Annotated in this window: 25 protein-coding genes; 20 read left to right on the top strand and 5 right to left on the bottom strand. The window is 42.7% G+C overall.

Translation table 11 applies throughout. The annotated features are described in order from the left end of the window. Positions 1–155: 155 nt before the first annotated feature. Both HMPREF9378_RS05765 and HMPREF9378_RS05770 read left to right on the top strand, forming a co-directional pair. Positions 156–902, top strand: coding sequence for a DeoR/GlpR family DNA-binding transcription regulator (locus tag HMPREF9378_RS05765; RefSeq protein ID WP_002902642.1), 747 nt, complete (start codon positions 156–158; stop codon positions 900–902). A gap of 183 nt (positions 903–1,085) precedes the next feature. Further along, positions 1,086–1,619, top strand: coding sequence for an isoprenylcysteine carboxyl methyltransferase family protein (locus HMPREF9378_RS05770; RefSeq protein ID WP_002902643.1), 534 nt, complete (start codon positions 1,086–1,088; stop codon positions 1,617–1,619). Positions 1,620–1,663: 44 nt separating this feature from the next. Here HMPREF9378_RS05770 and HMPREF9378_RS05775 read toward each other — a convergent pair whose 3' ends face one another. The 4 genes from HMPREF9378_RS05775 to HMPREF9378_RS05790 all read right to left on the bottom strand — a co-directional run bounded on the left by HMPREF9378_RS05775 (position 1,664) and on the right by HMPREF9378_RS05790 (position 5,989). Then, positions 1,664–2,530, bottom strand: coding sequence for a DapH/DapD/GlmU-related protein (locus HMPREF9378_RS05775; protein ID WP_002902644.1), 867 nt, complete (start codon positions 2,528–2,530; stop codon positions 1,664–1,666). Beyond that, positions 2,523–2,786, bottom strand: coding sequence for a GIY-YIG nuclease family protein (locus HMPREF9378_RS05780; RefSeq protein WP_002902645.1), 264 nt, complete (start codon positions 2,784–2,786; stop codon positions 2,523–2,525). The genes HMPREF9378_RS05775 and HMPREF9378_RS05780 overlap by 8 nt, the downstream gene beginning before the upstream one ends. Next, positions 2,776–3,522 (bottom strand): tRNA1(Val) (adenine(37)-N6)-methyltransferase, encoded by a 747-nt coding sequence (locus HMPREF9378_RS05785; RefSeq protein ID WP_002897979.1) that lies wholly within the window; start codon positions 3,520–3,522, stop codon positions 2,776–2,778. The genes HMPREF9378_RS05780 and HMPREF9378_RS05785 overlap by 11 nt, the downstream gene beginning before the upstream one ends. A 127-nt stretch (positions 3,523–3,649) precedes the next feature. Beyond that, positions 3,650–5,989, bottom strand: coding sequence for a cation-translocating P-type ATPase (locus HMPREF9378_RS05790; protein ID WP_002902647.1), 2,340 nt, complete (start codon positions 5,987–5,989; stop codon positions 3,650–3,652). Positions 5,990–6,146: 157 nt separating this feature from the next. Here HMPREF9378_RS05790 and HMPREF9378_RS05795 point away from each other — a divergent pair, with 157 nt between their 5' ends. The 18 genes from HMPREF9378_RS05795 (at position 6,147) to HMPREF9378_RS05875 (ending at position 24,169) form a co-directional block, all read left to right on the top strand. After that, positions 6,147–6,887, top strand: a complete 741-nt coding sequence (locus tag HMPREF9378_RS05795; RefSeq protein WP_002900842.1) for a lysophospholipid acyltransferase family protein — start codon at positions 6,147–6,149, stop codon at positions 6,885–6,887. Positions 6,888–6,959: 72 nt separating this feature from the next. Next, positions 6,960–7,508 (top strand): HXXEE domain-containing protein, encoded by a 549-nt coding sequence (locus tag HMPREF9378_RS05800; protein WP_169449407.1) that lies wholly within the window; start codon positions 6,960–6,962, stop codon positions 7,506–7,508. Between the two features lie 147 nt (positions 7,509–7,655). After that, entirely contained in the window at positions 7,656–8,336 is a 681-nt protein-coding gene (locus HMPREF9378_RS05805) for a helix-hairpin-helix domain-containing protein (protein WP_032911181.1), read from the top strand. Then, complete coding sequence (locus HMPREF9378_RS05810; RefSeq protein WP_002913774.1) at positions 8,320–10,560, top strand: DNA internalization-related competence protein ComEC/Rec2; 2,241 nt, start codon at positions 8,320–8,322, stop codon at positions 10,558–10,560. Before HMPREF9378_RS05805 ends, HMPREF9378_RS05810 begins: the two co-directional genes overlap by 17 nt. A 128-nt stretch (positions 10,561–10,688) precedes the next feature. Then, positions 10,689–11,816 (top strand): DUF805 domain-containing protein, encoded by a 1,128-nt coding sequence (locus HMPREF9378_RS11200; protein WP_004191883.1) that lies wholly within the window; start codon positions 10,689–10,691, stop codon positions 11,814–11,816. Positions 11,817–12,067: 251 nt separating this feature from the next. Further along, positions 12,068–13,114, top strand: a complete 1,047-nt coding sequence (gene holA, locus HMPREF9378_RS05820; protein WP_002900833.1) for a DNA polymerase III subunit delta — start codon at positions 12,068–12,070, stop codon at positions 13,112–13,114. Between the two features lie 62 nt (positions 13,115–13,176). Further along, a complete protein-coding gene (gene sodA, locus HMPREF9378_RS05825) occupies positions 13,177–13,782 on the top strand; it encodes a superoxide dismutase SodA (RefSeq protein ID WP_002900832.1) in 606 nt (201 codons plus the stop codon). A 135-nt stretch (positions 13,783–13,917) separates the two neighbouring features. After that, a complete protein-coding gene (locus HMPREF9378_RS05830; protein ID WP_282184977.1) occupies positions 13,918–14,997 on the top strand; it encodes a serine hydrolase in 1,080 nt (359 codons plus the stop codon). Between the two features lie 131 nt (positions 14,998–15,128). Next, positions 15,129–15,905: a YhfC family intramembrane metalloprotease gene (locus HMPREF9378_RS05835; RefSeq protein ID WP_032908860.1), complete on the top strand. Its 777-nt coding sequence runs from the start codon at positions 15,129–15,131 to the stop codon at positions 15,903–15,905. Then, a complete protein-coding gene (locus HMPREF9378_RS05840) occupies positions 15,895–16,176 on the top strand; it encodes an autorepressor SdpR family transcription factor (RefSeq protein ID WP_002900829.1) in 282 nt (93 codons plus the stop codon). The genes HMPREF9378_RS05835 and HMPREF9378_RS05840 overlap by 11 nt, the downstream gene beginning before the upstream one ends. Then, a complete protein-coding gene (locus HMPREF9378_RS05845) occupies positions 16,163–16,660 on the top strand; it encodes a DUF1648 domain-containing protein (protein ID WP_002900828.1) in 498 nt (165 codons plus the stop codon). Before HMPREF9378_RS05840 ends, HMPREF9378_RS05845 begins: the two co-directional genes overlap by 14 nt. Positions 16,661–16,707: 47 nt before the next feature. Further along, on the top strand, positions 16,708–17,394 hold the full coding sequence (locus tag HMPREF9378_RS05850) for a Crp/Fnr family transcriptional regulator (RefSeq protein ID WP_002897957.1): 687 nt from the start codon (positions 16,708–16,710) through the stop codon (positions 17,392–17,394). A gap of 104 nt (positions 17,395–17,498) precedes the next feature. Further along, positions 17,499–17,657, top strand: a complete 159-nt coding sequence (locus HMPREF9378_RS11665) for a hypothetical protein (RefSeq protein ID WP_002900827.1) — start codon at positions 17,499–17,501, stop codon at positions 17,655–17,657. Positions 17,658–17,683: 26 nt separating this feature from the next. Further along, positions 17,684–18,913 carry an arginine deiminase gene (gene arcA, locus HMPREF9378_RS05855; RefSeq protein WP_002897955.1) on the top strand — a complete coding sequence of 410 codons (1,230 nt, stop codon included), beginning with the start codon at positions 17,684–17,686 and terminating at the stop codon, positions 18,911–18,913. A gap of 50 nt (positions 18,914–18,963) precedes the next feature. Then, the gene (gene argF / locus HMPREF9378_RS05860; protein WP_002900826.1) at positions 18,964–19,980 is read left to right on the top strand and encodes an ornithine carbamoyltransferase; all 1,017 of its coding nucleotides are present in this window, start codon (positions 18,964–18,966) and stop codon (positions 19,978–19,980) included. Between the two features lie 166 nt (positions 19,981–20,146). Beyond that, the gene (gene arcC / locus HMPREF9378_RS05865) at positions 20,147–21,094 is read left to right on the top strand and encodes a carbamate kinase (protein WP_032908858.1); all 948 of its coding nucleotides are present in this window, start codon (positions 20,147–20,149) and stop codon (positions 21,092–21,094) included. A gap of 204 nt (positions 21,095–21,298) precedes the next feature. Then, entirely contained in the window at positions 21,299–22,810 is a 1,512-nt protein-coding gene (locus tag HMPREF9378_RS05870) for a YfcC family protein (RefSeq protein WP_002896071.1), read from the top strand. 21 nt (positions 22,811–22,831) lie between these two features. Beyond that, positions 22,832–24,169 (top strand): dipeptidase, encoded by a 1,338-nt coding sequence (locus tag HMPREF9378_RS05875; protein ID WP_002913771.1) that lies wholly within the window; start codon positions 22,832–22,834, stop codon positions 24,167–24,169. A 130-nt stretch (positions 24,170–24,299) separates the two neighbouring features. Here the strand turns inward: HMPREF9378_RS05875 and HMPREF9378_RS05880 are convergent, their stop codons facing one another. Beyond that, the gene (locus HMPREF9378_RS05880; RefSeq protein ID WP_002913769.1) at positions 24,300–24,770 is read right to left on the bottom strand and encodes an arginine repressor; all 471 of its coding nucleotides are present in this window, start codon (positions 24,768–24,770) and stop codon (positions 24,300–24,302) included. Positions 24,771–24,783: the final 13 nt, after the last annotated feature.

The raw sequence follows: 24,783 nt of genomic DNA, 5'->3' as shown, positions 1-24,783 counted from the left end.
AACAGATTAAATAGCACTAATTTACATAATTAAATTCAACATATCAGCTATTTAAAATAAAAAAATTCACAAATCTTTGTTTATATGCTGGAACTGTTGTATAATAAGGTGAAGGTGAGTCTGTAAGAAATTCAGGAGCAAAAGGAGAATGTAAAATGAAAGAAAGTAGACATAGAATCATTCTGCAAGAACTGGATCAAACAGGTGTGGTTGCTGTTAAAAATCTCAAAGAAATGCTGGGCGTTACGGATATGACTATCCGTCGAGATTTGATTGATTTGGAGAAGCAGGGCATGCTGACCCGTGTTCATGGCGGAGCCCATAAGAAGGTAAAAAATGCTCTCAATGAGATTTCCCACTCAGAAAAGCAAATGCTGAATGTTGAGGAGAAGAAGCAGATTGCCCGTAAATGTGTGGATTTGATTGCTGACGGGGATACGGTCTTTATTGGGTCAGGCACCACAACCGATTTTATAGGAGACTATTTGGATGGCAAAAATATCAGCATTGTCACCAATTCGCTGCCGATTTTTGAAAAGTTAAAAGAAAGGTCCAATTTAGATTTAATTCTGATTGGAGGACGTTATCGTGCTAAGACTCAAACCTTTGTCGGTCAGTTTGCCAATAATCTTTTGAAAGAAATCAAGGTTTCTAAGGCCTTTATTGGAGCGAATGGCATTGACGGTCATAATGTTACGACCAGCAATGAAGAGGAAGGCAACGGCGACGCGATTATCCTTAACAATGCCATCAGCAAATATATTGTAGCCGATAACAGCAAGTTTGACAGCTATTCTTTCTATTCTTTTTACCGGCTGGACAGCCTCAGTGCAGTTGTGACCGACGACAATATCGCTCCGAAAGTCAAGGAAAAATACAGCACCTATATTGAAATTTTGTGATGTCTGACCGGTGAGAGAAACTTGCTTCAAATAAATATTTTATAGAGGTTGTGACTGGGATTTTGTCTAGAAATTCTAGTCGCAGCTTTTTTATATCTTTATCTCATTTTGTAAACAACAGTCTTGACTTTGCTGCAGAATTCCTTATATAATAAAATGTATTACTAAATTTTAGGAGGTCTTATGACAATCATTATAGTGATTTTTGCAGCTGTGTCGCTTTTTCGTTTGGTGTTTTTGAGGAAATCCTCTCAGAATGAGCAGGATATTCTGGCCAAGGGTGGCATGGAGTATGGGGTGAAAAATTCAAATATCATGAAGTACCTGCACATGCTTTTTTATGCGGTCTGCTTTCTGGAATTGCTGCTGAAAAAGCCAGCTTTTGACTTTGTGAGTCTATTGGGCGCTGTCTTGTTGCTCTTTTCTATGTTTATGCTCTACCTTGTTGCTAAGCTCTTGGGACCAGTTTGGACCATCAAGCTAATGCTGGTTAAGGATCATAAGTTTGTTGACCACTGGCTCTTTCGCAATGTCAAACATCCTAATTATTTCCTGAATGTTGTACCAGAATTGGTGGGCTTGGCCCTGCTCAGTCATGCTTACTTTGCTCTTTTCATCCTCTTTCCGCTCTACTGTATCACCCTCTATGTCCGTATCAAGGAAGAAGAGCAGTTACTCAAGGAAGTTATCATTCCAAATGGCATTGCTGGCGAATAAAGTTAATAAAATGCGTATCGACTGCAAAAGAAAGGCTAGGATCTTTATGTCCTAGCCTTTTCTTTCATTATTTTTCTTATTTCATCAGCCATTTGCTGGGGTTGGTCCGATTCGAAAAGTAAAGTATTTTCTTCAGGCTGGTGGGCAGTTTGGCTGAAAGCCAAAACTGGCTTCCCCTTGCTGATAGCTCTTTGAACAATCTGGTCGACTTCTCCCCAGTGATTGATATCCAAGTAAATATCCGCCCTATCGAGCAAGTCTTCAATAAAGTCATCCTGGTGGATATTGGTGTAGAGGTTGATATTGGGATAGTCATTAAAGCTGGCTAAGTAAGGAGAAATATTGGTCTTAGCAGCTATGTGAAATTCTAATTCTGGCAGATTTTCTGCTAAATAAGCCAATTGTTCCAAGGTATCAGAAGCTGTCAGCGTAAAGGCATGGAAATTGCCCTGTGGACGCTCCTTAATGATAAGTTCTTCCTTGCTCATAGCGATAGAGTTGCTGGGAATATCCTGGAAAATCAAGCTGTTGGCTCCAATGATGACATTATCGCCAATGGTCACACCTTTGAGAATCACAGTATTGGCCCCAATCCAGCAGTTAGCTCCAATCTTGACTGGCGCAACAGTAAAATCAATCTTCTCAATGTGATAATTAGAATACTGATGATTATGGTCAAAAATGCGGACCCCATCACCAAACATGGTGTCCTTGCCGATTTCGATAGAGTGCTGACAGCGGACAGTACAATGGTCGTTAAAGAAAGCCCTGGTTCCTAGCTTGAGTTGTGCGCCGCTGGCTACATTGAGGCTGGTAAAAGATTGGAAAATGACATCTTGACCGATATCAAGCTGGCTGTCTGGGGAAATTTCGATATGATGAAAGTCGCCTTTAAACTGGATTTCAGGCATTTTGAGTCCTTTCTTTGATGTAAGCCAGTTTGGCTTGTCTAGTTTTCTTTTTAAAAAGTGCTTCAGCCGACATGGCAGCCGGCTTATTAGGGTGTTCCTCTTGGTAAAGTAAGGTAACTGGCAGGCGAGCACGGGTGTACTTGGCTCCTTTGCCAGCTTGATGTTTTTTGAGTCGGGCTTGGACATCCGTTGTGTAGCCAGTATAGAGGGAGCCGTCCCCGCATTCAAGCACGTACATATAGGCTTTATTTTCCATAGTAAATCTCGTGAATCTCCGGAGTGTAGCTGCCGTCCTGATTGTGAATAAAGAGAGGGGGCAGGATTTTTAGACCGTCGCGGGAACCATCTTTAATAGCTTCGATAAGCAGCATATTGGCCTCTTTACCCAACTTTGGATAGACAAACTGGATGCGCTTGGGAGCCAGGTTGTGGGCTTGCATGGTATCTAAAATATCTAAAAAGCGTTCTGGTCGATGAACCATGGCCAACCGACCATTAGATTTGAGGACTCGTTGGGCAATCTTGCAAATCTCTTCCAGATTGGTTGAGATTTCATGGCGGGCTAAAAGGTAGTGCTGGCTTTCATTGAGATTGGATTTCTTGTCAACCTTGAAATATGGCGGATTGCAGAGAATCATATCAACCTTGCTGCCAGTGATATAGCGTCCTAGATTTTTCAGATCGTCCTGAATGACCTGCATTTGCTGAGTCAAATCATTGAGCTCGATGGAGCGCTCGGCCATGTCTGCCAAACGTTCCTGGATCTCGACTGCGAGAATCTGAGCCTTGGTGCGAGTGCTGGCAAAAAGTCCGACAGCCCCATTTCCAGCACAGAGATCGACAATCAACCCCCGCTGGGGCAGTTTGGGAAAGCGGGAAAGCAACACGCTGTCTACCGAATAGCTGAAGACCTCACTATTTTGAATAATCTTGACATCCGTCGAAAAGAGCTGGTTGACTCGTTCTCCGTCTTTTAGTTTTGCTTCGTTCATAAGTCAATTATAGCATGATTTAGCAAGGATTCCAAAGGGATATGGGAAGTTTTTGCACAATTAAAAAACATGCGAAGGCTCTCGCATGTTTTCATGAGCTTAAATGACAATCTTTTTTAGCTAGCTCTTAATCAAATCTGTATTTCTGCTTGATGGTGCAGGTAACAAAGACAAGTCCGAAAACAACCATGAGAATCAGATAGACTGGCAAAGTTGCGGCTGTCAGCGTTGCAATTTCCAAAAGGTGCTGCAGGACAAAGGCTGATAGATAGAAGCCAAAGACAGAGAAGATAATGAGCAGGCTGCGCCAGAGGTTGAGTGGCAGGCAGGCCCGGATGACGGACAGGAAGCTGATGCTGCCTAGCAAGTAGTAGGTCAGGGTGGACATTTCTATGTCACTCCAGCCATGGCTGCTGCCCCAGATGCGAACAAATAGCACGCTGAAGACAATCATGAGGGAGCTTGGCAGAGCTAGCTGCAGGGAGCGTTTGAGGAAGTGCTTTTCAACCGGCTTAATATTGCGCTCAAAGGTGAGGACAAAGGGTGGGAAACCTTCGACAAACTGGTCAATCAAGGTGATCTGAATCGGGATGAATGGGAAAATCAAGAGGTATTCAGGTTTTCCGAGCAGGATACTGGCGATACAGATGATAGCCAGGATAAAGGAATAGATCGTCTTGATGAAGAAAATCGGAGCAATCCGGCCGATGTTGTTAACAACTCGGCGGCCTTCAAAAAGAATCTCAGGGACATCGTTAAAGTCGGAATTAAGAAGGACCAAGTTGGCAATTTGCCGAGTTGCGGGGTCGCCCTCCGCCATGACGATGGAGCAGTCTGCTTCACGCAAGGCTAAGATATCATTAACCCCATCTCCGGTCATGGCTGTTGTCCGACCAGCGGCCTTAAGAGTCTGGATGAGCAGCTTCTTCTGATGGGGAGAAACACGGCCAAAGATGGCTGTTTCTTCGGCCTGCTCAACCAGTTCTTGATCGCTGATTTTAGAGCAGTCGATGTAGCTGTCGTAGTTGGCAAATCCAGCTTGGCTCGCGATATGGGAAACAGTCACAGGATTGTCACCAGAGATGATTTTCAGATCAACATCCTGAGAACGCAGGTAGTCTAGTGTCTCGGCCGCTCCCTCCCGAATAGGATCAGTGATTTCCAGAACAGCCAGAGCAGTCATATCTTCAGGCAGTTGGATGCTGTGTTTGTCTAGCACTTGCTCGCTGTGAGCCAGCACCAAAACCCGTGATCCGCGTTTTTGAGCCTCTCCAACCGCTGCAGGATTGCTGTTCAGCAGCATTTCGGGAGCCCCCAGAAAGATAGTTCCGACACTGGATAAATGCATAGCGCCCCATTTTCGGTCACTAGAAAATGGGATGACATTGTCGCTAGTATAGGTGTGTTCTAAATGGCCGTATCCCTTGCGGATAGCCTGAGCAGTTGGGTTATTATCCTCGCTGGTTTGGATGTAGGCTGCTAAGATTTGACCGACTGTCTCATCAGAAAACTTATCTGACAGACTATGCAAGGCTTCAACAGTCATTTTACCTTGGGTAATTGTCCCGGTCTTATCTAGACAGAGAGTATCCACCCGGGCCAGAGTTTCAACAGAATACATTTCCTGAACAAGAACTTTGCGCATACCTAGCTTGATGACAGCTGTCAGGAGTGACGTGACTGTCAGCAGGGCAATTCCCTTAGGCAGCATACCCAAAAGAGCTGTCGAGCTAGTAATGACAGAGTTTTTGACAGGCAATCCCTTTATCATAAGGGCTTCAAAGAAGAGAGCCATTCCGAAAGGAATGATGATTTTTCCAGTAAAGCGGGAAATTTTCGCAAGATTGTATAGAATGCGCGAGTTGATAGGCTTGAGGGTTTTAGCCTCAGTCATAAGCTTGTTGGCGTAGTTATCTGCGCCGACATGGTGTACCTCAGCATAGATCTGCCCACTGGCCAGAAAGCTACCAGACAGCAGCTCAGCGCCTTCTTCCTTGAGAACCAAGTCGCTCTCTCCTGTCAGCATGGCTTCATTGGCCTCGGCAACACCCTCTACTACACGAGCATCACTGGGAATTTGCTCGCCGGCTGACAGCTTGATTAGGTCACCCAGTACAATTTCTTCTGGCTGAATCTTGACTTCCTGGCCGTCGCGGATGACTGTGACCAGCTCTCGGCTGACCAGATTGAGCTTATCAATCATGTGTTTGGCTCGCAGTTCCGTAATAATACCAGTGACGGCGTTAAAGCTGATTACTGCGAAGAAGACCAGATTGCTCCAGGCTTGGACAGAGACCAAGGCTAGAGCAATAACAAAGTTAAGGGCATTAAAAAGGGTGAAAACATTCCGCTTAACGATTTGCCAGTTACTAGTACTGGTGTCACTTATAAAATCGTTGGTCAGGCCCTGCGAAATCTTTTCATCTACTTGGGTTTGGTTTAAACCAATTAATTCTTTCTTGTTCATGAGATTAATGATACCATTTTTTTATGGAAATGGCTATCAGAATCAGCTGTTACAGCCAAAGTTTGGAAAAATATTGCAGACTATAATGGGATAGGGTATAATGGGAAAGGATGTAATAAATTTCAAGTATAATTTTGGTTTGAAATAAGGAGAGTTTATGTTTTATACTTATTTGCGAGGTTTAGTGATTTTTATCCTGTGGACCTTAAACGGCAATGCACATTACCACAATAAAGAAAAGATTCCTTCAAAAGATGAAAATTATATCTTGGTGGCCCCTCACCGAACATGGTGGGATCCAGTTTACATGGCTTTTGCGACCAAGCCCAAGCAGTTCATTTTCATGGCCAAGAAACAGCTCTTTGAAAATCGGGTGTTCGGCTGGTGGATTCGCATGTGCGGTGCTTTTCCTATCGACCGGGAAAATCCTGGTCCGTCAGCTATCAAATATCCTGTCAATATGCTGAAAAAGAGCAATCGTTCTCTGATTATGTTCCCAAGCGGCAGCCGCCATTCTACGGATGTCAAGGGAGGAGTGGCAGTGATTGCTAAGATGGCTAAAGTCCGTATCATGCCAGTGGTCTATGCTGGTCCTATGAGCCTCAAAGGCTTGGCAGCTGGGGAGCGTGTGGATATGAATTTTGGTAATCCCATTGATATTTCAGACATTAAGAAGATGAATGATGAGGGAGTTGAGGAAGTGGCCCGCCGTGTTCATGCTGAGTTTGACCGTCTGGATGCTGAAGTAGCCCCTTACCAGACACAAAAGAAAGGCAATATCTTCTTACGGATTTTACGTGCCTTTGTCTTTATTCCTGCTATTTTGATTGGAATTTTGACCATCATTTTCAGCTTTTTTGCTAGCTTTGTCTGGGATCCAGATAAGCATAGAAAATAAGATACTAATCAGCTTGCTGAGCAATTTTGCTTGGGAGCTGATTTTTGTATGCAAGTGAGTTATAATGTTGGTATGTTTTATAAGGAGGATGCCATGTCTCTTGCATTTTTATCTTTTGTAACCTTATCACTGTTTATGCTGCACGAGTTTGATGAGATTATCCTGATTCGGCCTTGGATTTCTCAGAATCAAGACCATCAAGACTATCAAAAGGAGATGTTCATTTCTAGGAGAGGAAGTTATCTTTCTGCTGAAAGTATTGCTCTGATGATTGCAGAGGAATTTCTACTGGCTTTTATCCTTTTGTTACTTGCCATTCTATTTCGCATTCCCGAGCTGGCTCTGGCTATTGGCTTCTGTCATACTCTCCATCTGCTGGGCCATATCATGCAAGTGTTTCGCTTTCGTCGCTGGGTACCGGGCGGCTTCACAGCTTTGACGACTTTTCCTATACTCATCTTAGTCTTGGTCCTTTATCTATGCAAGCAGTCGATTTCTTGGCCGCTGCTTCTGATTCTAAGTGTGCTAGTGATGGCTTTTCTTTTGGCAAATCTGGCTTTTTTACATAGCAGAGCTCATAAGTTAGAAGCTTGGATATACAGGATAAGCAAAGCAGACTGATATTACAGCTCCTATTTTCAACAATGCACCTTCTATCTATACGACTACTTGTAAAATAAAGATTTTAAAATATGACAAGCTGAAAATATTCTCGGCTTGTTTTATTTTTTTGAATTTTTTACGAATAAAAAGACAAAGGAGAAAAATATGCTTGAAGAAATCATTGAAAAGCTGAAAGAATACAAGCTCTTTGTTGGTCTAGCAGTAGTTGGCGCTGTGCTAGGTGCTTTTTTCCTCATCAAGGGAAATCACCAGCCGCAAAATCAGGTAGCCGCCTTGAGCCAAGATGTAACTTCCTCATCCAGCTCAGCTGATGAAGAAAGCGAAAAGATTGTCTCTAAGGGCAAGGCGGACGAAGAGGAGAGTGAGCAGGTCACTGTGGATATTAAAGGCGCAGTTAAGAATCCTGGTGTCTATGAGCTGAGAGCAGGAGCGAGAGTCCATGAAGCCATCCAAAAAGCTGGCGGATTGACAGCAGACGCCGAGGCTAAGTCCATTAATCAGGCACAAAAATTAACGGATGAAGCAGTAATCTATGTGGCAAAGATTGGTGAAGAAGGAGCTGATGTCACCCAGACTGGCCAGCGTCAAGCAGGAGCTTCTGATTCTGCTGGTGCCAGTGGTGGAAAGTCGGACAAGGTCAATCTAAATACGGCGACAGAGGCTGAACTGCAGACTATTTCAGGCATCGGACAGAAGCGGGCTTCTGACATTATCGCCTACCGCGAAAGCAGTGGCCGTTTCAAGTCAGTAGATGATCTGAAAAAGGTGTCAGGTATTGGAGATAAGACCTTAGAAAAGCTGAAAGAATATGTCACAGTGGATTAAAAAGTTACCCCTCGCCCCTATCTATCTGGCTTTCATACTTGTATGGGCCTATTTTGCAGTCTATTCTGGCAGTTCCTTGGCTTATTTTGGGCTAGGTGTCCTTCTACTTCGTCTCTTTTTCAGTTATCCTCTCAAAAAGAGTCTAGCTGCCTTGGCATTCCTGTCCCTTTTTGTCCTCTTTTTCTTGCTTTGTCGGGAAATAGCAGAGCAGGCCTTTAGGCAGGAACCTCCTTCAGCTAGCTCGGTTCAGGTCTTGCCAGATACGATCAAAGTCAATGGAGATTCCCTATCCTTTCGAGGGCGAGCAAACGATCAGCTTTATCAGGTCTTCTACAAGATCAAATCAGCCAGTGAAAAGGAAGCTTTTCAGCAATTGACAGATTTGGTCGTCCTTGATATTGAAGCAGAGTTTGAACAGGCCCAGCAGCAACGAAATTTTTCGGGCTTTGACTATCAGGCTTATTTAAAGAGTCAGGGGATTTACCGTGCCTTAAAAATCAATAAGATTCAGTCACTAAGACCAATTTCCAGCCTTAATCCACTCGATTGGCTATCTGTCTGGCGCAGAAAAGCGCTGGTCTATATTCGAAATAATTTTCCTAGTCCAATGAGTCATTATATGACTGGACTCCTGTTTGGTGACTTGGATACGGAGTTTGCGGAAATGAGTGACCTATATTCTAGCTTGGGTATCATCCATTTGTTTGCCTTGTCTGGTATGCAGGTCGGTTTCTTTTTGGATGGTTTTCGCAGAATTCTTCTACGTTTGGGGATGAAGAGGGAGACAGTAAATGCCTTGCAGCTGCCTTTTTCATTTATCTATGCTGGACTGACAGGCTTTTCTGTTTCTGTCGTTAGAAGCTTAGTTCAGAAGTTGTTGGCCCAGCAAGGACTGACCAGATTAGATAATTTTGCTCTGACACTGACGGTTCTCTTTATCATCATGCCCAATTTTCTTCTGACAGCAGGCGGTGTCTTGTCCTGCGCCTATGCCTTTTTGATTTCTATGATGGATTTTGAAAAGTTACCGCCGATTCGTAAGCTTTTAGCGGAAAGTCTGACTATTTCGTTGGGGATTTTGCCTATACTGATTTACTATTTTTCTGAATTTCAGCCTTGGTCCGTAATTTTAACTTTTTTATTTTCACTACTCTTTGACCTACTGATGCTGCCAGGCTTAACCCTCATTTTTATTTTGTCGCCACTTTTAAAAATCACTCAAGTCAATTTTTTCTTTGAGTTACTAGAAGATGTGATTCGTTGGGTAGCTGACTTTGCTCCGCGCCCTTTGATTTTTGGGAAGCCCAACCTCTGGTTACTGGCCACTCTGCTTTTGGTTTTGGCTTTAATCTATGACTTTCGGAGAAAGAAAAGCTGGCTTCTATCTTTTAGTTTACTTACTCTTCTCTTATTTTTTCTAACAAAGCATCCGCTACAAAATGAGATTACAGTAGTGGATATTGGTCAGGGAGATAGCATTTTTCTCAGGGACTGGCAGGGCAGGACGATTTTGATTGATGTAGGAGGACGAGTCGAGATAGGAAAGAAGGAGGCTTGGCAGGAGCGACAGACTTCATCCAATGCAGAAAAGACCTTGATTCCCTATCTCAAAAGTCGTGGTGTTGGTAGTCTGGATGTATTGGTCCTGACTCATACCGATACCGACCACATGGGCGATATGCTGGAGGTAGCCCAACATTTTTCCATCAAGGAAATCTATGTTTCTAAAGGAAGTCTGACTCAGCCTGATTTTGTTCAAAAGCTGGAGCAGATAGAAAGTTCTGTCCATGTCGTAGAAGTGGGAGATGAGATTCCGGTATTTGACTCAGCTTTGCAGGTTCTCTATCCTAGTGGGACAGGCGACGGTGGAAATGATGATTCGATTGTACTCTACGGGGAGTTCTTTCAGACAAAATTTTTGTTTACAGGTGATTTGGAAAGGCAGGGAGAAACTGAACTGCTGCAGCGATTTCCTCAGCTGAAAGCAGATGTCTTAAAAGCAGGGCATCATGGCTCTAAAGGCTCTTCCAGTCCAGAGTTTTTAGAGCAAATTCAGCCGAAACTGGCCTTGATATCAGCCGGTCAGAATAATCGTTATCGACATCCGCATCAGGAAACTTTGCAAAGATTTGAGAAATTTAATACTGCTATCTATCGAACTGACCAGCAGGGGGCCATTCGTTTGATTGGTTGGAATTCCTGGAGGATTGAAACGGTACGCTGATATCTAGACTGAAGATGCCAACTGATACTTTTTCTCATGTCCATGTAGCTTCAGTCAGGAAGTCATATTGATTTATTTATGCATTTGTGATAAGATAATGGGTATAAAAAATTATAGAGGAGAATTTTATGTTTGCTGCATATAAAAAATTCTGGACACACTATGCTGATTTTTCAAGCCGGTCTAGCCGGTCAGACTATTGGTGGGTAGTTTTATGCCATGTTATTGTTACTGCACCGCTATTTATCATTTTTTGGGCATCTGCTTTTGGAAGTATTCTTTCAGCAGCAGTTCAAGACTCAACTTATGGATATGAATCAGATCCATCAGCAATCTTGGCTGGAGCAGGATTCGCTGTAATCTTTATTTTCATCTTAATTCTCTATGCTCTGGCAACTTTTGTACCTAATTTAGCTATCATTGTCCGTCGTTTACGTGATGCTGGTTATCATTGGGCATTTCTTTTCTTGTATGTTGGTCCTTTTTTACTATCATTTATTCCAGTTCTAAATATTATTGCAGGAATAGTATCTCTTCCATGTAGTATTGCTTTGATTGTTTTGCTTTGTCAAGGATCTAAGCCTGAAATGGTTGGAAATTCATATGGTCAGCAAAACTTCCAAGGACAACAGTTTGGCCAACAGCCATACAATCAAGGTTTGAACTATGAAAAACAACCACAACAAGGCGGTTTCCAAGGTCAGCAGTTTGGCCAACAGCCACAGCAAGGCGGTTTCCAAGGACAACAGTTTGGTCAGTCACAACAACCTGTTCAAAATCAACAGTTTGGCCAACAGCCACAGCAAGGTGGTTTCCAAGGACAACAATTTGGTCAACAACCACAGCAACCAGTCCAAAACCAATCATTTGGTCAACAACCACAACAACCAGTTCAAAATCAACAGTTTGGTCAACAGCCGCAACAAGGTGGTTTCCAAGGCCAACAGTTTGGTCAACAACCACAGCAACCAGTCCAAAACCAACCATTTGGCCAACAGCCACAGCAAGGTGGCTTCCAAGATCAGCAGTTTGGTCAACAACCACAACAACCTGTTTCTGAACAAAGCCAGGCAGTGGAGCAAGCGGAATCAGTTCAAAATCCATTTACTGCTGAAACACCTGAGCAATCAACACCTCAGGATTTTGGAACTCAAGCACCTGTTCAAGATAATCCTTTTGTTTCATCAGTTCAAGAGGAGCAGACTTCTACTCCAGCTGAAAACAGTGTAGAGGATACAACTGAAAATCATGAATAAACAAAGAAAGAGTTGGAATATTTCCAGCTCTTTTTGCTCTGCCGTTCGCAGAAAAGTTTTAACAGAACGAGGCATTGATTGCTTTTCATAACAAAGAAAAATGAAGCAAATAACAGTTTCTATTTATATAGCAGATCTATTCAAAAATTAGATTTCGTTTGCAAAGAAAAAAGCAGACTTTCCGACTCTTTTTTGTTACAATCAATACATGAATAAAATTGACAAGAAATATAAAGCAGGGGAGACTTTCGGTGTTAGCTATTGAGGAAATTAAAAAAATCACGCCAAGCAATCTTCCTGCTTTGACCATTTTGGCTGGGGATGACTTGGGACAGTTTGAGTTGTTGAAGGAGCAGTTTCTCCGCCAGATTCAGTTTCAACCGGGTGATTTGAACACGGCTATTTTTGATATGAAAGAAGCAAACTATCAGGATGTGGAGTTGGACTTGGTCAGTCTGCCTTTTTTTGCGGATGAAAAAATCGTAATTTTGGATCATTTTGCTGATTTGACAACAGCCAAGAAGCGGTATCTGACTGATGAAGAACTAAAATCTTTTGAAAATTATCTGGAAAATCCAGCGGATACAACTCGTCTGGTTATCTTTGCAGAAGGCAAATTGGATAGCAAGCGCCGTCTGGTCAAACTGCTGAAACGGGACGGAAAAATATTTGAGGCTACAGAACTCAAGGAAGCAGATCTACGGGCTTATTTCAGCAAAGAGGCACAGGCAGAAGGATTACAATTTGCTCCGACAGCTTTCGATCAGTTGTTGCTGAAATCAGGTTTTCAGTTCAGTGAAGTCAGTAAAAATTTAGCCTTTCTGAAAGGTTATAAAGAGTCTGGTCAGATTGGTTTAGAAGACATTGTTGAGGCCATTCCCAAGACTCTTCAGGATAATATTTTTAACCTGACCCAGCTGATTTTGCAGCAGAAGATTGATGAGGCCAGAAGCTTGGTGCGAGATTTGACTCTTCAAGGCGAGGATGAAATCAAGCTTATTGCCATTATGCTGGGGCAGTTTCGTATCTTTACGCAAGTCAAGATTTTAGCGGAAAATGGCAGAGCTGAGAGTCAGATTGTATCTGATTTGTCCGACTATCTAGGCCGCAAGGTCAATCCTTATCAAGTCAAGTTTGCTTTAAAAGATGCTCACTCGCTGAGTTTAGCCTTTCTTAAAAAGACCATGGCCTGTCTGATTGAAACAGATTACCAAATTAAATCGGGGCTGTATGATAAAGATTACCTGTTTGATTTGGCTCTGCTCAAGATTGCGACGGGTGAGTTACAAGCAAAATAGTTGAAAAATTCTAATGATTGCGTTATCATTTTTATAATCATATAGAAAAAGAGGTCTATCAAATGGCAATTATCTTACCTGATCTTCCTTACGCTTACGATGCTTTGGAGCCTTACATTGATGAAGAAACAATGCACTTGCATCATGACAAGCACCACAATACCTATGTAACGAATGTTAATGCTGCGCTTGAAAAACATCCTGAAATTGGTGAAGACTTGGAAAAATTATTGGCTGATGTGGGGTCTATCCCAGCTGATATCCGTCAAGCAGTCATTAACAACGGTGGTGGTCATCTTAACCACGCTCTTTTCTGGGAATTGATGACACCAGCAGAAACATCACCATCTGCAGAGTTGGCAGCGGATATCGAAGCTACTTTTGGATCATTTGAAGACTTTAAAGCAGCTTTCACTGCAGCGGCTACAACTCGTTTTGGTTCTGGCTGGGCTTGGTTGGTTGTCAACAAAGAAGGCAAGTTGGAAGTAACTTCAACAGCAAATCAGGATACTCCTATTTCAGAAGGTAAAACTCCAATCTTGGGACTGGATGTTTGGGAACATGCTTACTATGTGAAATACCGCAATCTTCGTCCGAACTACATCCAAGCTTTCTTCTCAGTTATTAACTGGAAAAAGGTTGACGAACTTTACGCTGCTGCTAAATAAACAGGCAGTTTCAATAGATAAAAAGGCGAATCGATTAATGATTTGCCTTTTTTGATGCTTAAAATGCCTTTTTTCTGGGTTTCACTTGTTATTTTCCTCATAATTTTTTATAATACAAATGCTAGGAGAAATGTTTTGAGTAAAAAAATTGTAACGATTATCGTAGCTGTCCTTTCTTGTCTTTGTCTGCTGGGCTTCATCTTCCTTTTTATAACCCAACGAAATAAGGCTATTGAAAAGAAAGCACAAGAGGCTGCCCAACTTGCAAAGTCTGGCGAGCAAGAACAGGAAGAAGAGAAAGTCAAGCCTGATTCCAAACTAGTTGAAGAAAAGCCGAAGCCTGTTGAGAAAAGTCCAGAGGAGAAGCAGAAGGTCATGGAGGCGGACGGCCCGACTATGGATGCTTTGGGGCTGCGATTTGACTATGCAAATTTGGATTTGACTCAGGTCATTCAGGCTTATATGACTGAAATGGGAATTGAACCCTCCCAGGTTGCATTTTCATATAAGGATTTGACGACTGGCAAGACCTTTGCCATGAATGACACCCAGCCTATGACTGCAGGATCGACTTACAAGCTTCCTCTCAATATGCTGGTAGTAGACGAGGTTGCTGCCGGCAAACTTTCTATGGACGAGCGGTTTGATATTACCAATACAAACTATGAATATAGGGGCGAGCATGATAACTATGTCGGTGCTTTCAACGGTGCTATGAGCATATCAGACATGCAGGAATATTCCTTGGTTTATTCTGAAAATACTCCAGCCTACGCTTTAGCAGAGCGTCTAGGCGGCATGGAAAAGGCCTATGATATGTTTAGTCGCTACGGTCAGTCCAAGGCTGATATTAAGACGATCAGCCGTGAGAATAATAAGACCACGACGGACTACTATATTCAGGTCCTTGAGTATTTGTCTAAAAATCAGGAAAAGTACAAGGATATCCTTTATTATATTGGCGAATCTTTCCCAGGTGAATACTATAAGCGCTATCTGCGTGACATTACCATCTATCAAAAGCCTGGATATGTTCGTGAGGCGCTCAATGTGGATGCATTAGTTATGGAAGAGAAGCCCTATATTATAGCTCTCTATACGGCTTATTTAGGTGGTAGCACCGAGGCCAGTGATGAGATCAGTGGTGTCGGAATTGAGCAAGTTGGTCAGTTAGCCTACGTCATCAATGAATGGCATCGGGTTAATATGAACTAAGAGCAATCTAGTCTAGACAGGCTAGATTTTTTGATAGCTATTTAGAAAAAAACCAAAATAGATTTGACAGAAAGAAAGGAAAGATGTATAATCTATTTAGAAAAAAATCTAAACAGTTCAGGAGAAAAACGATGATTTCCATTCATATCTTGATTGCTATGCTGCTTATTTTAGGAGCAGTCCTTGTTCCTTTGGTTTATTTTAAAAAGACCAAGCACATTTCTCTATTAGTCTTCCTTTTAGGGGGAGTTGGCTTTTATCTGTCTAGTCAGGTTCTGGAAAATATCTTGCACCGTATCGTCTTACAACCTCAGGCTGATGGGACTATCGCTTTGCGGACGGAAAATCCTTGGCTATATGTCCTTTATGGTATTGCTGCGGCAGCTATTTTTGAAGAAACAGCCCGCTGGGTCATCTTTTACTGGCTGCAGAAGAAGCGCCCACTGACCTTTAGGGATGGTATAGCCTATGGCTTGGGGCATGGTGGTATTGAGGCTTTGTTTGTTGGTATTGTCAGTCTCTTAAACTTTTGGGTTATAGCTCAAGTAGTGACTCAGGGGAATGCCCAGACGCTGGCTCAAATTCCTCAAGCAGTTATTGACAATGTCCGCTCCATGAGCGCTGGCAGCATCTATCTTTTGGCTCTTGAGCGGATCTTGGCTATTCTCATCCAAATTTTGCTGACTTTCTGGGTTTGGAAGGCGGTCAAGGAGAAGGCTCCAGTGTATTTTTTAGCCGCTCTGGGACTTCACGCCCTGATTGACTTAGCGCCTGCTCTGGCTCAGGTAGGCGTTCTTCCGCCGCTTGCAGTTGAAGCCCTGCTCTTGGTAGAAGTAGTGGCGCTAGTCTTTCTGACCAAGAAAATCTTGAAAGTTTACCTGAAAGAAAGGTCTAATCATGGGGATTAGTCAAACGCTTAAAGCTCTAGCTGACCCAGTTCGAAGGGGGATTCTGGAAATGCTCAAGCATGGTCCGAAGTCTGCTGGGGAAATTGCTCAAGCTTTTGAGCTGACTCCTGCGACGGTATCCTACCACCTCTCTCAGCTAAAGAAAGCCGGTCTGCTCATAGAAGAAAAGCAGAAGAACTTTATTTATTACAGCTTAGATGTAACTGTTTTTGAAGAAATTCTTGCTTGGTTTCAATCTCTTGGAGGAGGAAACGAAAATGAAAAAAAATAGTTTACAAGAATTAGGTTGGGCGCTTGGCGTCATGCTCTTGCCAGTTTTATATGCCATCTGGGTCTATCAAACATTACCAGAAAACTTGGCTATTCACTTTGACTTATCTGGAAAAGGAAATGCTTTTTTACCTAAGTTTTTAGTAGTTTCGGCTTTTCCAATTGTCATGATGCTACTAGAAGTTATGATTTACTGGATAACCATTGCCAAAGATATCTTAAATAGAACCTTTAAGCACCTTATTCGCTGGATATTTCCTTTTACCTTTGTTTCGCTCTATCTAGCTACCATTTATCGGGGTTTAAATGAGGAATTTGATATCCGTAAAACAGCAGCAATGGTGGTTGCTTTGGTTTTCATAATTGTAGGCAATTACTTGCCCAAAAAAGTACAAGCTGACAGAGAGCCCATGAATAGAAAATGGGCATACCTCTTTGTTTTGTTAGGATTTATTACTTTTATAGTCAGCATTTTCTATTTGTAAGCGGATTTATGCTATAATGGTATCAAGTATCAAATAAAAGGGTTATCATGATTACCAAGGAGCATTATCAATATATCCGGCAGCACCCTGCCTTTGTCAATCTGCCAGTGGAGCTTTTCGATAAATTAGCAGTAGAGATTCAGTATCGCAAGATTCCTAAAGGGCAGATTATCTTTTTTGCAGGAGACCGACGAGAACGTCTTTTCCTCTTGTCTCAAGGTTATGTACGGATTGAGCAGTATGATTCGACAGACACATTTTCTTATATGGATTATGTCAAGAAAAACAGTGTTTTCCCCTATGGAGGTATGTTTTTTGATGAGTGCTACCATTACACAGCCAGCGCTGTCACCAATGTCGAATATTTCTCCATTCCTATTGATTTATTTGAAGAATATTCTAAGAAGAGTGTGGATCAGCTTTTGTTTATTACCAAGCGGCTGTCGCAAATTCTGGAATTTCAGGAACTTCGTTTGCGCAATGTCGTAGCAGCCAGTGCCAGCGAGCGTGTGGTTCAGTCCTTGTCTCTGCTCTGCATGGATTTGTGCAAGGTAGGAGATAGCCTGCCCTTTCCTATCAGTATGAAAGAGTTGGCAAAACTAGGAGCCACGACTCGGGAAACGGTCAATCAAGTTCTGAAAAAGCTCTTGGATGAAGGTCGGATTGAATACCAACATAAAAAATTAACTTTTAAAGAGAAAGAGTATTTTATGAAATACCTTGCTGGAAGCTAATCGGTTCTGATTAGCTTCTTTTTTGCTTAACAAATTCAAAATATTCTAATATTAACCGTGTACTGATTTTGTTTTAAAAAATATATATTCACAAAAATAATATAATGCGTAAAATATTCAAAGAAAACGCTTTAAAGAAGAATATTATAAAAATAAAAATAGAAAAAAGCAAAGGATTTGGCATTTGTAATGTAGGCTTTTTCTTGAAAGCGGTAGCATTAAATGCTAGAATAGTACATGTAAACGGGCTTAGAAAAACCTAAACCGCAAAGAAAAAGGAGGATAGTAGATGTCTACACATCCAATTCGTGTTTTCTCAGAAATTGGAAAACTGAAAAAAGTTATGTTGCACCGTCCTGGCAAGGAGTTAGAAAACTTGCAGCCGGACTATTTGGAACGTCTTCTTTTTGACGATATTCCTTTTTTGGAGGATGCACAAAAAGAACATGATAACTTTGCTCAAGCGCTTCGTAATGAAGGAGTTGAGGTGCTCTATCTTGAGCAGCTGGCTGCTGAGTCACTGACTTCTCCAGAAATCCGCGAGCAATTCATCGAAGAATATCTGGAAGAAGCCAATATTCGAGGCCGTGAAACCAAGAAAGCAATTCGCGAACTGCTCCGTGGTATCAAAGATAACCGAGAGTTGGTTGAAAAAACGATGGCAGGGGTTCAAAAAGTTGAATTACCAGAAATTCCTGAAGAAGCAAAAGGCTTGACGGACTTGGTAGAATCTGATTATCCATTCGCTATTGATCCAATGCCAAACCTTTACTTCACACGTGACCCATTTGCTACAATTGGTAATGCTGTATCGCTCAATCACATGTATGCAGACACTCGTAATCGTGAAACTCTCTACGGTAAATACATCTTCAAACATCACCCAGTATACGGAGGAAATGTTGAACTTGTTTACAACCGTGAAGAGGATACACGTATCGAAGGTGGGGACGAGTTGGTACTTTCAAAAGACGTGTTGGCAGTTGGTATTTCACAACGTACAGACGCAGCTTCTATCGAAAAACTCTTGGTCAATATCTTCAAGAAAAATGTTGGCTTCAAGAAAGTTTTGGCTTTTGAATTTGCCAACAACCGTAAGTTCATGCACTTGGACACTGTCTTCACTATGGTTGACTATGACAAGTTCACGATTCACCCAGAAATCGAAGGTGATCTTCGCGTTTACTCTGTGACTTATGTTGATGACAAACTTAAGATTGTTGAAGAAAAAGGTGATTTGGCAGAAATATTGGCAGAAAACCTTGGTGTGGAAAAAGTTCATCTGATTCGCTGTGGCGGTGGCAATATCGTAGCTGCTGCGCGTGAGCAATGGAATGACGGTTCTAACACCTTGACCATTGCACCTGGTGTGGTAGTGGTGTATGACCGCAATACAGTTACTAACAAGATTTTGGAAGAATATGGCTTGCGTTTGATTAAGATCCGCGGAAGTGAATTGGTTCGCGGTCGTGGTGGACCACGCTGTATGTCTATGCCGTTTGAACGTGAAGAAATTTAGGAATCCAGTATTTTACTGATACTCAAAGAATAGAAAGAGGAAATAATAGAATGACACATTCAGTATTCCAAGGACGTAGCTTCTTAGCAGAAAAAGACTTTAGCCGTGCTGAGTTAGAATACCTTATCGGTCTTTCAGCTCACTTGAAAGATTTGAAAAAACGCAATATTCAACACCACTATCTTGCTGGCAAGAATATCGCTCTCTTGTTTGAAAAAACATCTACTCGTACTCGTGCAGCTTTTACAACAGCGGCTATTGACCTGGGAGCACATCCAGAATACCTTGGTGCTAACGATATCCAACTTGGTAAGAAAGAATCTACAGAAGATACAGCCAAAGTTTTGGGCCGTATGTTTGACGGGATTGAATTCCGCGGATTCAGCCAACGCATGGTAGAAGAATTAGCAGAATTCTCAGGTGTTCCAGTATGGAATGGCCTGACAGACGAATGGCATCCAACTCAAATGTTGGCTGACTACTTGACTGTTCAAGAAAACTTCGGCCGTCTGGAAGGCTTGACATTGGTATACTGTGGTGATGGACGTAACAACGTTGCCAACAGTTTGCTGGTAACAGGAGCTATCCTTGGCGTCAACGTTCACATCTTCTCACCAAAAGAACTCTTCCCAGAAAAAGAAATCGTTGAATTGGCAGAAGGCTTTGCGAAAGAAAGCGGCGCACGTATCCTCATCACTGAAGATGCTGACGAAGCAGTTAAAGGTGCTGATGTTCTTTACACAGACGTTTGGGTATCTATGGGTGAAGAAGACAAGTTTGCAGAACGCGTTGCCCTCCTCAAACCTTACCAAGTAAACATGGATTTGGTGAAGAAGGCTGATAACGAAAACTTGATTTTCTTGCACTGCTTGCCAGCATTCCACGATACAAATACTGTTTACGGTAAAGATGTTGCTGAAAAATTCGGCGTAGAGGAAATGGAAGTAACAGACGAAGTCTTCCGCAGTAAATATGCTCGTCATTTTGACCAAGCAGAAAACCGTATGCACACAATCAAAGCGGTTATGGCTGCAACTCTTGGAAACCTCTACATTCCAAAAGTATAATCTTATATAAGAAACCGTCTACCAACAGCTATGAGGGCTGCGACTAATAGCTTTAGTCCGGTCCTCTTTTATATGATAAGAAATGCTCATTTTCTTATTGAAAATTAAAAAATCTACTAAAATAAATTGGAAGCGCATTCATCAAAGCGCAATTAAGGAGAATTTAATGGGAAATCGTAAAATCGTTGTAGCCTTGGGAGGAAACGCCATCCTTTCATCTGACCCATCAGCGAAAGCACAGCAGGAAGCCTTGGTGGAAACTGCTAAACATTTGGTAAAATTGATAAAAAACGGGGATGATCTTATCATTACCCATGGAAATGGTCCGCAGGTAGGGAACTTGCTGCTGCAACAGTTGGCAGCAAACTCTGAGAAGAATCCTGCTTTCCCACTAGACTCTCTTGTGGCTATGACAGAAGGCAGTATCGGCTTCTGGTTGCAGAATGCTTTGCAAAATGCTCTCTTGGATGAAGGTATCGAAAAGAATGTTGCTTCTGTTGTGACGCAAGTAGTGGTGGATAAGAACGATCCAGCCTTTGTCAACCTCAGCAAGCCAATCGGACCTTTCTACTCAGAAGAAGAAGCCAAAGCAGAAGCTGAAAAGAGCGGAGCAACTTTCAAAGAAGATGCTGGCCGTGGTTGGCGTAAGGTTGTTGCTTCACCAAAACCAGTGGATATCAAGGAAATTGAAACGATCCGTACGCTTTTGAATCAAGGCCAAGTAGTGGTAGCTGCTGGCGGTGGTGGAATTCCTGTCGTCAAAGAAGACAATGGCCATCTTACTGGTATTGAAGCCGTTATTGATAAGGACTTTGCTTCTCAGCGCTTGGCAGAGTTGGTTGATGCAGACCTCTTCATCGTTTTGACTGGTGTGGACTATGTCTTTGTTAACTACAACAAACCAGACCAAGCAAAACTGGAACATGTGAATGTTGCTCAGTTGGAAGAATACATCAAGCAAGAACAATTTGCACCAGGCAGCATGCTTCCAAAAGTAGAAGCAGCTATCGCCTTTGTCAATGGCCGTCCAGAAGGTAAAGCAGTTATCACATCTCTGGAAAATCTGGGTGCTCTGATTGAGTCTGAGAGCGGTACGATTATTGAAAAAGGATAGCATAGAACTGATTGAAAGTCGATAGCAGCTGAGCTCTGTCATTGCTGCAAGTCTTTTCCTGAAAACCTATGATTATTTTCAAAAACACTGGCTTTTTCAATATTAATATGGTAAAATAAAAACAAAGTAAGCGTTTTCTTGTTTGCTCATACACGGGAATGCAGGTTCGTAACCTCGTTAAAAAATTTTTAGGAGGGAATACAAATGAGTGAAAAAACAAAAAAAGGGTTTAAGATGCCTTCATCTTACACCGTATTGTTGATAATCATTGCCATTATGGCAGTGCTGACTTGGATTATCCCAGCAGGGGCTTTTGTAAAAGGTGTTTATCAGCCTCAGCCACAAAATCCACAAGGGATTTGGGATGTCCTGATGGCACCGATTCGTGCTATGCTGGGTACGCATCCAGAAGAAGGATCCTTGATTAAGGAGACTACTGCTGCGATAGATGTTGCCTTCTTCATCCTCATGGTTGGTGGTTTCCTTGGTGTTGTCAATGAAACTGGCGCTTTGGATGTGGGAATTGCCTCTATTGTTAAGAAGTACAAGGGTCGCGAAAAGATGCTGATTGTTGTCTTGATGCCTCTCTTTGCCCTCGGTGGTACTACCTATGGTATGGGTGAGGAAACCATGGCCTTCTATCCGCTTTTGGTGCCGGTGATGATGGCGGTTGGTTTTGACAGTCTGACTGGGGTGGCTATTATCTTGCTTGGTTCGCAAATCGGATGTTTGGCTTCTACGCTAAATCCATTTGCAACTGGTATCGCTTCAGCGACTGCTGGTGTTGGTACCGGTGAAGGGATTGCTCTCCGTCTTATCTTCTTGTTTGTCATGACAGCTCTCAGTACTTGGTTTGTTTATCGCTATGCGGATAAGATTCAAAAGGATCCGACCAAGTCACTGGTTTACAGTACTCGCGAAGAAGATTTGAAACACTTCAACGTTGAAACTTCTTCATCTGTTGAGTCAACTCTGAGCAAAAAACAAAGACTTGTCTTAGTATTGTTCATTTTGACATTTGTCCTTATGGTATTGAGTTTCATTCCTTGGACAGATCTCGGTATTACTATCTTTAAGGATGTCAATACCTGGCTGACAGGTCTTCCAGTACTCGGTAAGATTATTGGTTCATCTACTTCCGCACTGGGTACTTGGTACTTCCCAGAAGGAGCTATGCTCTTTGCCTTCATGGGAATTTTGATTGGCGCTGTTTACGGTCTCAAGGAAGATAAGATTATCTCTGCCTTTATGAACGGTGCGGCTGACCTGCTTAGCGTAGCCCTGATTGTAGCAATCGCTCGTGGTATCCAAGTTATCATGAATGACGGTATGATTACAGACACAATTCTCAACTGGGGTAAACAAGGACTCAGCGGTCTGTCATCACAAGTATTCATCGTCTTGACCTACATTTTCTACCTGCCAATGTCCTTCCTTATCCCATCATCATCTGGTCTGGCCAGTGCAACTATGGGAATCATGGCTCCGTTGGGAGAATTTGTCAATGTCAAGGCAAGCTTAATCATCACAGCTTACCAGTCTGCTTCAGGTGTGCTGAACCTGGTTGCTCCAACTTCTGGTATCGTTATGGGAGCTTTGGCACTCGGACGTATCAATATCGGCACTTGGTGGAAATTTATCGGTAAGCTGATTGTAGCTATCATTGCGATCAGTATTGGTCTCTTACTCCTAGGAACTTTCTTACCGTTCCTATAAGCTAGAAGCTGAGGTGATTCCATGAAAAATTTTATAACGGAAGAAGTTAAAGAAGATTTTCTTGAATCTTTGAAAACAATCGTTTCCTATCCTTCAGTACTGAAGGAATGTCAAAATGGAACACCTTTTGGACAAGCTATCCAAGATGTCCTAGAAAAAACTTTGGAAATCTGTCGGGGGCTAGGTTTTACAACCTACCTCGACCCTAAAGGTTATTACGGATATGCAGAAATCGGTCATGGAGCCCAGCTCCTGGCCGTTCTCTGTCATTTGGATGTTGTTCCATCAGGTGATGAGTCGGACTGGCAGACGCCGCCTTTTGAAGCCACTGTCAAAGATGGCTGGATTTTTGGTCGTGGGGTGCAGGACGACAAGGGACCTTCCATGGCCGCTCTTTATGCTGTAAAAGCATTGCTGGACAGTGGAGTGGAATTTAAAAAGCGGGTTCGCTTTATCTTTGGTACAGATGAGGAGACACTTTGGCGTTGTATGGGTAGATACAACCAGCTAGAAGAGCAGGCTACACTTGGCTTTGCACCAGACTCTTCCTTCCCTTTGACCTATGCTGAGAAGGGGCTTCTGCAGCTTAAGCTAGAAGGACCTGGCTCTGATACTTTAGAGCTCGAAGCTGGTCAAGCTTTTAATGTTGTTCCTGCCAAGGCTTCCTATTCAGGTGACTTACTGGAGTCAGTCGTTGCTGGCTTGGAAGGTTTAGGCTATGAATATGAGCGAACGGCAGAAGAAGTAACGGTTATCGGCTTGCCCAAGCACGCTAAGGATGCCGCTCAAGGAGTCAATGCTATTATTCGCCTAGCCAAGGTCTTGCAGTCCCTGGATTCGCATCCGGCTCTTGCCTTTCTTGATCAGGCGGTTGGTGAAGATGCGACAGGCAGCCATCTCTTTGGTCCTGTGTCTGATGAACCGACGGGCTTTCTTTCCTTTAATGTTGCTGGTCTGACTTTAAGCTCTGACCGCTCTGAGATTCGGATTGACATGCGGATTCCGGTCTTGGCAGACAAGGATAAGTTGGTTGAAAAGCTGGCAGAAATAGCCAGTCAATACGGGCTGACCTATCAGGAGTTTGATTACTTGGCTCCGCTATACATACCTTTGGACAGCGAGTTGGTCAGCACTCTGATGGCAATTTATCAGGAGAAAACAGGAGACAACAGTCCAGCTATGTCTTCTGGCGGAGCGACCTTTGCTCGTACGATGCCTAACTGTGTTGCCTTCGGCGCTCTCTTTCCGGGAGCTGATCAGACAGAGCATCAGGTCAATGAACGATTGCTCTTAGCTGATCTATATCGGGCAATGGATATTTACGCAGGGGCTATTTATCGTTTGGCTACGACACCTTAAATGCTGACTTTTTGAAACTATCTTCGGTAATGCATTGCTCTAGTCAAATATGGCTTGCTGATTCACTAATGGGTTTCATTGAGGCAAAAATCGTAAATAGAAAAAGCTGAGGCAATGTTGTCTCAGCTTTTTATTTACTAAAGAAAAATGGTGGGGTGAATTCTTTGAGCTTCTCAAAGCAGTCAAGGGCACCTTGATCATCCTCACAGATAATCAGACAGACGTCATCTCCGCAGACAGTAGCAACAATCTGCGGCAGCTCTAGAGCGTCTAAGATTGCACCGAAAGACTGGGCCAGACCAGGCAGGGTTTTCATGACGACTTGGTTTTGAACTGGTCGCAACATGACCAAAGCATCCTCCATATAGAAACGAAGGCGTTTTTCCCAACGGGATGGCGCGATGCTGTTGATGATATAGTAGGAAGTATCGTTCTCACTGACCTTGACCAGATTGAGTGCTTTCATATCTCGTGAAAGAGTGGACTGGGTTACAATGACGCCGTTTGCTCCCAAATGCTCCTGGAGTTCTTGCTGGGTATGGATTTTTTTCTCCATGATTAAGGAGCGGATGAGACGGTGTCTGCTTTCAATTTTATTCATAAATTTTCACCTA

Source organism: Streptococcus sanguinis SK1 = NCTC 7863 (assembly GCF_000194945.1).
Lineage (GTDB): Bacteria > Bacillota > Bacilli > Lactobacillales > Streptococcaceae > Streptococcus > Streptococcus sanguinis.
This window is presented reverse-complemented; position numbering and strand designations above follow the sequence as displayed.

What these genes read in the sequence shown, in the direction of transcription:
- HMPREF9378_RS11200 (WP_004191883.1), top strand. Translation starts at nt 10,689, where the DNA reads ATGTTTGCTGCATATAAAAAATTCTGGACACACTATGCTGATTTTTCA.
- arcA (WP_002897955.1), top strand. Translation starts at nt 17,684, where the DNA reads ATGTCTACACATCCAATTCGTGTTTTCTCAGAAATTGGAAAACTGAAA.
- HMPREF9378_RS05790 (WP_002902647.1), bottom strand. Translation starts at nt 5,989, where the DNA reads ATGAACAAGAAAGAATTAATTGGTTTAAACCAAACCCAAGTAGATGAA.
- HMPREF9378_RS05880 (WP_002913769.1), bottom strand. Translation starts at nt 24,770, where the DNA reads ATGAATAAAATTGAAAGCAGACACCGTCTCATCCGCTCCTTAATCATG.
- HMPREF9378_RS05775 (WP_002902644.1), bottom strand. Translation starts at nt 2,530, where the DNA reads ATGCCTGAAATCCAGTTTAAAGGCGACTTTCATCATATCGAAATTTCC.
- HMPREF9378_RS05875 (WP_002913771.1), top strand. Translation starts at nt 22,832, where the DNA reads ATGAAAAATTTTATAACGGAAGAAGTTAAAGAAGATTTTCTTGAATCT.
- HMPREF9378_RS05785 (WP_002897979.1), bottom strand. Translation starts at nt 3,522, where the DNA reads ATGAACGAAGCAAAACTAAAAGACGGAGAACGAGTCAACCAGCTCTTT.
- arcC (WP_032908858.1), top strand. Translation starts at nt 20,147, where the DNA reads ATGGGAAATCGTAAAATCGTTGTAGCCTTGGGAGGAAACGCCATCCTT.
- HMPREF9378_RS05770 (WP_002902643.1), top strand. Translation starts at nt 1,086, where the DNA reads ATGACAATCATTATAGTGATTTTTGCAGCTGTGTCGCTTTTTCGTTTG.
- HMPREF9378_RS05805 (WP_032911181.1), top strand. Translation starts at nt 7,656, where the DNA reads ATGCTTGAAGAAATCATTGAAAAGCTGAAAGAATACAAGCTCTTTGTT.
- sodA (WP_002900832.1), top strand. Translation starts at nt 13,177, where the DNA reads ATGGCAATTATCTTACCTGATCTTCCTTACGCTTACGATGCTTTGGAG.
- HMPREF9378_RS05845 (WP_002900828.1), top strand. Translation starts at nt 16,163, where the DNA reads ATGAAAAAAAATAGTTTACAAGAATTAGGTTGGGCGCTTGGCGTCATG.
- HMPREF9378_RS11665 (WP_002900827.1), top strand. Translation starts at nt 17,499, where the DNA reads ATGCGTAAAATATTCAAAGAAAACGCTTTAAAGAAGAATATTATAAAA.
- HMPREF9378_RS05835 (WP_032908860.1), top strand. Translation starts at nt 15,129, where the DNA reads ATGATTTCCATTCATATCTTGATTGCTATGCTGCTTATTTTAGGAGCA.
- HMPREF9378_RS05870 (WP_002896071.1), top strand. Translation starts at nt 21,299, where the DNA reads ATGAGTGAAAAAACAAAAAAAGGGTTTAAGATGCCTTCATCTTACACC.
- HMPREF9378_RS05795 (WP_002900842.1), top strand. Translation starts at nt 6,147, where the DNA reads ATGTTTTATACTTATTTGCGAGGTTTAGTGATTTTTATCCTGTGGACC.
- HMPREF9378_RS05810 (WP_002913774.1), top strand. Translation starts at nt 8,320, where the DNA reads ATGTCACAGTGGATTAAAAAGTTACCCCTCGCCCCTATCTATCTGGCT.
- HMPREF9378_RS05800 (WP_169449407.1), top strand. Translation starts at nt 6,960, where the DNA reads ATGTTTTATAAGGAGGATGCCATGTCTCTTGCATTTTTATCTTTTGTA.
- HMPREF9378_RS05850 (WP_002897957.1), top strand. Translation starts at nt 16,708, where the DNA reads ATGATTACCAAGGAGCATTATCAATATATCCGGCAGCACCCTGCCTTT.
- HMPREF9378_RS05840 (WP_002900829.1), top strand. Translation starts at nt 15,895, where the DNA reads ATGGGGATTAGTCAAACGCTTAAAGCTCTAGCTGACCCAGTTCGAAGG.
- HMPREF9378_RS05765 (WP_002902642.1), top strand. Translation starts at nt 156, where the DNA reads ATGAAAGAAAGTAGACATAGAATCATTCTGCAAGAACTGGATCAAACA.
- HMPREF9378_RS05780 (WP_002902645.1), bottom strand. Translation starts at nt 2,786, where the DNA reads ATGGAAAATAAAGCCTATATGTACGTGCTTGAATGCGGGGACGGCTCC.
- argF (WP_002900826.1), top strand. Translation starts at nt 18,964, where the DNA reads ATGACACATTCAGTATTCCAAGGACGTAGCTTCTTAGCAGAAAAAGAC.